This is a genomic window from Streptomyces sp. NPDC053673 (assembly GCF_055585225.1).
Genome location: NZ_JBVJKN010000033.1, coordinates 64,017 through 70,926 on the forward strand (window position 1 = coordinate 64,017; position 6,910 = coordinate 70,926).

At 71.4% G+C, this 6,910-nt stretch carries 6 protein-coding genes and 1 rRNA gene; 1 reads left to right on the forward strand and 6 read right to left on the reverse strand.

Translation table 11 applies throughout. The features are described 5' to 3' along the window. Positions 1-50 precede the first annotated feature (50 nt). From ACZ6ZQ_RS31950 to ACZ6ZQ_RS31960, 3 genes are all read right to left on the reverse strand, one after another. Positions 51-1,088 carry a FecCD family ABC transporter permease gene (locus ACZ6ZQ_RS31950; RefSeq protein ID WP_469771998.1) on the reverse strand — a complete coding sequence of 346 codons (1,038 nt, stop codon included), beginning with the start codon at positions 1,086-1,088 and terminating at the stop codon, positions 51-53. Further along, the gene (locus ACZ6ZQ_RS31955) at positions 1,085-2,146 is read right to left on the reverse strand and encodes a FecCD family ABC transporter permease (RefSeq protein WP_469771999.1); all 1,062 of its coding nucleotides are present in this window, start codon (positions 2,144-2,146) and stop codon (positions 1,085-1,087) included. The genes ACZ6ZQ_RS31950 and ACZ6ZQ_RS31955 overlap by 4 nt, the downstream gene beginning before the upstream one ends. 65 nt (positions 2,147-2,211) lie before the next feature. Then, complete coding sequence (locus tag ACZ6ZQ_RS31960; protein ID WP_469772000.1) at positions 2,212-3,240, reverse strand: HAD hydrolase-like protein; 1,029 nt, start codon at positions 3,238-3,240, stop codon at positions 2,212-2,214. A gap of 89 nt (positions 3,241-3,329) precedes the next feature. On the opposite strand from ACZ6ZQ_RS31960, the gene ACZ6ZQ_RS31965 reads away from it, so the two are divergent. Next, a complete protein-coding gene (locus ACZ6ZQ_RS31965) occupies positions 3,330-4,610 on the forward strand; it encodes a DUF1015 domain-containing protein (protein ID WP_469772001.1) in 1,281 nt (426 codons plus the stop codon). A 103-nt stretch (positions 4,611-4,713) separates the two neighbouring features. Here ACZ6ZQ_RS31965 and ACZ6ZQ_RS31970 read toward each other — a convergent pair whose 3' ends face one another. The 3 genes from ACZ6ZQ_RS31970 to rrf form a co-directional block, all read right to left on the reverse strand. Beyond that, positions 4,714-5,538, reverse strand: coding sequence for a tetratricopeptide repeat protein (locus ACZ6ZQ_RS31970; protein WP_469772002.1), 825 nt, complete (start codon positions 5,536-5,538; stop codon positions 4,714-4,716). Then, complete coding sequence (locus tag ACZ6ZQ_RS31975; RefSeq protein ID WP_469772003.1) at positions 5,460-6,416, reverse strand: hypothetical protein; 957 nt, start codon at positions 6,414-6,416, stop codon at positions 5,460-5,462. The genes ACZ6ZQ_RS31970 and ACZ6ZQ_RS31975 overlap by 79 nt, the downstream gene beginning before the upstream one ends. 401 nt (positions 6,417-6,817) lie before the next feature. Beyond that, a 5S ribosomal RNA gene (gene rrf / locus ACZ6ZQ_RS31980) occupies positions 6,818-6,910 on the reverse strand; the annotation flags it as partial.

Here is a 6,910-nt window from a genome sequence, read left to right on the forward strand (position 1 = left end):
GGTCGTCGGGTGCGGGTCTGCGGTCGTACGCCCGGGCCGGGCGGGGCTCGTCATATCCGTCCCGCCCTGCGTTCGGTGACGAGCAGCCAGAGCAGATAGCAGCCGCCGAGCACGCCCGTGACCACACCGACCGGCAGTTGCCGGTCGCCGAACGCCGAGGTGGCGATCCAGTCCGCGCTCAGCAGCAGGGCGGCGCCCATCACGGCGGACGCGGCGAGGTTGGGGCCGGGCGAACGGGTCAGCCGGCGGGCCAGCTGCGGCGCGCTGAGCGCCACGAAGGCGACCGGCCCGGCGGCGGCGGTCGCGGTGGCCGTGAGCAGGACGGCCGAGCCGATCAGGACGGCACGGGTCCGCTCGACCCGGACGCCGAGCGCGTACGCCGCGTCGTCGCCCATCTCCAGCATCCGCAGCGGTCGTCCGTAGCCGAGGCACAGCGGGACGAGCACCGCGCAGACGGCGAGCAGCGGCCAGAACTGGGCCCAGTCGCGGCCGTCGAGCGAACCGGTCATCCAGAGCACGGCACGGGTCGCGTCGACCAGGTTTGCCTTGGTGAGCAGGTAGTGGGTGACGCCGGTGAGCATCGCCATGACGCCGATGCCGACAAGCACCAGCCGGTAGCCGTGCACCCCTCGCTTCCAGGCGAGCAGATAGACGCCCAGACCCGTCAGCAGTCCGCCGACGACCGCACCGCCCGCGACGGCGAACGCCCCGCCCTGGAACAGCACGATCACGATGAGCGCGCCCACCACCGAGCCCTGCCCGAACCCGAGCACATCCGGACTTCCCAGCGGATTGCGGGAGATGGACTGGAAGACGGCACCGCCCACCGCGAGCGCCGCACCGACCAGGAGGCCCACCAGCACCCGCGGCAGCCGCAGGTCGTTGACGATGAACTCCTGCGCGGGCGTGCCGTTGCCGAGCAGCGTGGCGACGACCTCGCCGGGCGTCATCGGGAAGTCGCCGCTGCCGACGAGCAGGACGGCCGCCGCCAGGGCGGCGGCGACCAGCAGCAGGACGACGACGGACGCCCTCGGGTCCACACGGACGGAGAGTCCGCCCGGAGTACGTATCGCTTTCACGGCTCTCACAGCTGCGCCATCCTCTTGCGGCGTACGAGGTAGATGAAGACCGGGCCGCCGATGACCGCGGTGACGATGCCGACCTGCAGCTCCGAGGGCCGGGCGACGACCCGGCCGACGACATCGGCACCGAGCAGCAGCACCGGCGAGAGCACGGCCGCGTAGGGAATGATCCATCGCATGTCGGGGCCGGTGATGGCCCGTACGAGATGCGGCACCATCAGCCCGATGAAGACGATCGGCCCGCAGGCCGCGGTCGCGGCTCCGCAGAGCAGCGTGATCGCGACCATGGCCAGAACGCGGGTGCGCGTGAGATGGGCGCCGAGCGCGCGGGCGGTGTCGTCGCCCATCTCCATCGCGTTCAGCGGCCGGGCGATCAGCAGCGCGAGCAGTACGCCGGCGCCGATGAACGGGGCCACCCTGCCGATGGTCCCGGGGTCGGCCGATGCGAGCGATCCGACCGTCCAGAAGCGCAGCCGGTCCAGCGCCGCGGAGTCCAGCAGCTGTACGGCGTTGACGTACCCGTAGAGCGCATAGGTGGCCGCGGTGCCGGCGAGCGCGAGCCGTACCGGCGTGGCGCCCCGGCTGCCGCCGAGGACGTACACGACCACCGACACGGTCCCGGCGCCGAGGAAGGCGAACCAGATGTAGTCGGTCAGCGAGGTGACGCCGAGGAAGCTGATGGCCGAGACGACGGCGGCCGCCGCGCCCGCGTTCACCCCGAGAATCCCCGGCTCGGCGAGCGGGTTGCGGGTGAGCGCCTGCATCACCGCGCCCGCCAGACCGAGCGCCACACCGGCCAACAGCCCGAGCACGGTCCTCGGTACCCGCACATCGTGAACGATCACGTCGTTGCCGGTACCGGAGTTCTGGAAGAGCCCGTGCCAGACATCGCCGACCGGGACCGACTTGGCACCGATCGCGATGCTCGCGACGCAGACCAGCAGCAGGACACCGACGGACAGCAGCAGCCCGGCGGCGCGCAGCGCATGACGCTTGCGCGGCTCCGGCGCTGCGGCTGCCGAAGTCGGTTCCGCGCTCTGTTCGGGGAGACTGTCGACCAACACGCAGTTAGGTTAGCCTACCCTCCTATTGCGCTCGCTCGGGTCAGGGAACCCCGCTGAGCCCCGGGTCACCGGCCCAGCCTGGCCAGCGCCTTCTCCGCGTCGAGCGTGCTCGCAGCATCCCCCGCGTGCGTCCACGCCGCCGCGCACAACGCCCGCAGCCCGTCCAGCGGTTCGCCTTCCCCGTCCAGTACGAGGGTGTCGACACGGGCTGACGCGGTCCAGCCGCCACAGCCGAATCCGGGCCCGGCGTCGACCACTTCGGGCTGCCCGGTCAGCAGCCCCCGCAGATCCGCATCCACATATGTCGGCCGGTGCTTCGGTTCCGCTGCCAGCAGCTGCGCCGCGTTCGTCACCCCGGTCAGAACGAGCAGCGAGTCCACACCCCCGTTGATCGCGCCCTCGATGTCCGTGTCCAGCCGGTCCCCGACCACCAGCGGCCGCTCGGCACCCGTCCGCAGAATCGTTTCCCGGTGCATCGGCGGCAGCGGCTTCCCCGCGATCTGCGGCTCGGCACCCGTTGTGATCCGTACGACCTCGACCGCCGCGCCGTTCCCCGGCGCGATCCCCCGCGCGCTCGGAATCGTCAGATCCGTGTTGGACGCGAACCACGGCACCCCGCGGGCGATCGCGTAACACGCCTCCGCGAGCCGCCCCCACGGCTGCTCGGGACCGCCGTATCCCTGCACGACGGCGGCGGGATCGTCGTCCGCGGACTCCACCGGCTCCAGCCCGCGTTCGCGCAGCGCGACCCGCAGCCCCTCGCCGCCGACCACCAGCACCCGCGCACCCGCCGGGACCTGCTCGGCGATGAGCCGCGCCACCGCCTGCGCCGAGGTGATGACGTCCGCGGGCGCCGCCGGCACTCCCAGCTCGGTGAGATGGCGCGCCACCGCGTCCGGAGTGCGCAGCGCGTTGTTCGTGACGTACGCCAGATGCATGCCGCCGTCGCGCGCCGTTCCGAGCGAGTCCACGGCGTACGCGATCGCCTCACCGCCCGCGTACACCACCCCGTCGAGGTCGAGCAGTGCCGTGTCGTACACAGCGCACAGCGCCCGCGCGCTGCCGCTCGGCCTCGTCCTGGCCTGCTCGCCCATACTGTTCCGCTCCTTCATGGGTGGCTTTTGTTGATCGCTCGTTGCTCCCCCGATCATCGCTCATCGCCTCAGCCACATACGATGCCTGAATGAACACGAGAGGTGACGCGGCCGACGACGGTCTGCACATGATCCCGTTCCGCGGACTGCGCTATGTCCCCGAGCGGGTCGGCAGCCTCGCCGCCGTGACCTCACCCCCGTACGACGTCGTCGTACGCCCGGACGGACTCCACCACCTGGAGTCCGCTGACCCCTACAACATCGTCCGGCTGATCCTCCCCCAGGCAGCCACGGCCGAGGCCCGCCACGAGCAGGCCGCCGAGACCCTGGACCGCTGGCTGGCCGAGGGCGTCCTCGCACCCGATCCGGTGCCGTCGCTCTACGTCTACGAGCAGCGCAGGGGCAACGTTCTGCAGCGTGGAATCATCGGCGCGCTGGCACTGTCGGCCCCGGACGAGGGCATCGTGCTCCCGCACGAGGACGTGATGCCGCACGTGGTGGCCGACCGGGCGGCCCTGATGCGCACCACCGCCGCCAATCTGGAGCCGCTGCTGTTCACGTACCGCAGTGACGGCACCGCGACCGGGGCCTCCGCCGTCATCGAACGCGTCATCCACGGCTCGGCGCTGCTGTCCACGACGACGGAGGACGGCTTCAGCCACCGCCTCTGGTCGGTCACCGACCCGGCGGACCTGGCGCAGATCTCCGCGGACCTCACCCACCAGCAGGCTCTGATCGCCGACGGGCACCACCGCTGGGCCACGTACCTCCGTCTCCGCGACGAGCAGCCCGTTCCCGGGGCGTGGGACTACGGCCTGGTGCTCCTGATCGACACGGCCATCTATCCGCTCCAGGTCCGCGCGATCCACCGCCTGCTGAACCGGCTCCCGGTAGCGGACGCGCTCGCCGCGGTGGAGGGCCTCTTCCGGGTACGGGACGTCGACGGCCCCCTCCCGCACGCCCTCGAAGTCCTGGCCTCCGCGGCCGCCGAAGGCAACGCCTTCCTGCTCGCGGGGGACGGCCGCTTCCATCTCCTCGACCGCCCGGATGCCGATCTGCTGGCCCGCACGATCCCGGCAGACCGCCCGGACGCCTGGCGCAAGCTCGACGCGACCGTCCTGCACGCCACGCTGCTGGACCACATCTGGCGCGTCCCGGACCGGCCCGAGGACATCGCCTACATCCACGACACCGAGGCGGCTGTCGTCCAGGCCGAGCGCCGTGGCGGTACGGCGGTGCTGATGCATCCCGTACGTGAGGACGTCGTCCGGGAACTCGCCCAGCAGGGCGTCACGATGCCGCGCAAGTCGACGTCGTTCGGCCCGAAGCCGGCGACGGGCCTGGTCCTGCGCAGCTTGAACTTCGACTGACGAACCGACCCGTACGGACCGTGCGACGAAAGACGGACGGGCCGGCACCCGAGTGGGTGCCGGCCCGTCCGTGTGTCAGCGGAGGCCCGGCCGGATCAGCGGATCAGGCCTCGTCCGTACCGGTCTCGTGCTGCCCCTCGTCGCCGGCCGTTTCGGCAGTCGCTTCGACAGTCGCTTCCTCCGACTCGTCCTCGGCCGACTGAACGGCGTCCGACTCAGCGGCGTCCGACTCAGCGGCGTCCGGCTCAGCAGTGTCCGGCTCAGCAGTGTCCGGCTCAGCAGTGTCCGGCTCGTCGGTCATCGCGTCGACGAACTCCACGCCGTCCATCTCGGCAAGCCGGTCGGAGGCGTCCGTCGCCCCGTCCTTGTCCGCCTCGACGGCCTTGGCGAACCACTCACGTGCCTCGCCCTCGCGACCGGCCGCCAGCAGCGCGTCCGCGTACGCGTAGCGCAGTCGCGCGGTCCACGGCTGTACGGAGTTCGACGCCAGCTCCGAGCTCTGCAGGGTGACGATGGCGGCCTCCAGCTGCCCCATGTCCCGACGGGCCCCGGCGGCGACGAGCCTCATCTCGACCTGACCCGCCTTGTCGAGCTTCTGCACCTCGGGCTCGCCGGCCATCGCCAGCGCGCGCTCGGGGCGGCCCATCCCACGCTCGCAGTCGGCCATCACGGGCCACAGCTCGACGCTCCCGGTCATCCGGCGAGCCGCCCGGAACTCCGCGAGCGCCTCCGAGAACTTCTGCGTCGCGTACGCGGCGAAGCCGGCGGCCTCCCGCACCGCTGCGACCCGCGACGCGAGCCGCAGAGCCACACGCGAGTACCCGTACGCGCGCTCCGGGTCCTCGTCGATCAGCCGCGCGACCATGACGAGGTTCCTCGCGACGTCCTCGGCAAGCGTCTTCGGCAGGCTCTGAAGCTCCTGCCGCACGTCCTTGTCGATCTCGTCGCCGGTGACGTCCTCGGGGATCGGCAGCCGCTTGATCGGCTCCCGGTCACGGTCCCGCCCACGGTCCCGGTCACGGTCGTCACGACGCCCGTACCCACCCCGGTCGTCCCGCCCGCGGTAGCCCCCACGGTCCCTGTCGCGGTCACGGTCGTCCCGGCGAGGCCCCCGCGCCCGGTCGTCACGGCGGAAGCCCCCGCGGTCGTCGTCCCGACGCGGACCACGGTCATCGCGACGGAACCCGCCACGGTCATCGTCCCGACGCGGACCACGGTCATCGCGACGGAACCCGCCACGGTCGTCATCCCGACGCGGACCACGATCGTCACGACGGAACCCGCCACGGTCGTCATCCCGACGCGGACCACGATCGTCACGACGGTACCCACCGCGGTCGTCACGACGGTCATCCCGACGCGGACCACGGTCATCGCGACGGTCGTCACGACGGAACCCGCCACGGTCATCGTCCCGACGCGGAGCACGGTCATCACGACGGTCGTCACGACGGAACCCGCCGCGATCGTCACGACGGTCATCCCGACGCGGAGCACGGTCATCGCGACGGTCGTCACGACGGAACCCGCCGCGATCGTCGCGCCGGTCGTCCCGACGCGGGGCACGATCGTCACGACGGAAGCCCCCGCGGTCGTCGTCCCGACGCGGAGCACGGTCATCACGACGGTCGTCACGACGGAACCCGCCGCGATCGTCACGACGGTCATCCCGACGCGGGGCACGATCGTCACGACGGTCATCACGACGGAAGCCCCCGCGGTCGTCGTCCCGACGCGGACCACGGTCATCACGACGGTCGTCCCTGCGCCAGTAGCCGCGGTCGTCCCGCGGGAAACGGCTTCCACGGCTGTCGTCCCTACGGTCGTCACGGCGCCCATAGCCGCGGTCGTCCCGTGGGAAGGAACCACCGCGGTCGTCACGGCGGTCACCGCCGCGGAAACCACCACCACGGTTGTCGTCCCTACGGTCGTCACGACGGTCGTCACGACGCCCGTATCCACCACGGCTGTCGTCCCGGCGGGGCCCGCCTCGGTAACCGCCCCGGTCGCTGCCACCGTCCCGGCGACGCGGCTCGCGCTCCGGACGGTCGTCGGAGGAGTTGGTGGACATCGTCATGGCTCCTGTCTTCTGCTACCGCAGTCATTCTCGCGCAGCCGGCTACCCGATGCGCTTCGGAGAAAATCAAGCAAAACAAAAAGGACCCGTGGTCCCAGCTGAACGCTGGGACCACGGGTCCTGAAAGATTGTTCGGCGGCGTCCTACTCTCCCACAGGGTCCCCCCTGCAGTACCATCGGCGCTGAAAGGCTTAGCTTCCGGGTTCGGAATGTAACCGGGCGT

Excerpts from the sequence above, each read along its gene's own strand:
- ACZ6ZQ_RS31965 (WP_469772001.1), top strand. The coding sequence starts at position 3,330 with ATGAACACGAGAGGTGACGCGGCCGACGACGGTCTGCACATGATCCCG.
- ACZ6ZQ_RS31960 (WP_469772000.1), bottom strand. The coding sequence starts at position 3,240 with ATGGGCGAGCAGGCCAGGACGAGGCCGAGCGGCAGCGCGCGGGCGCTG.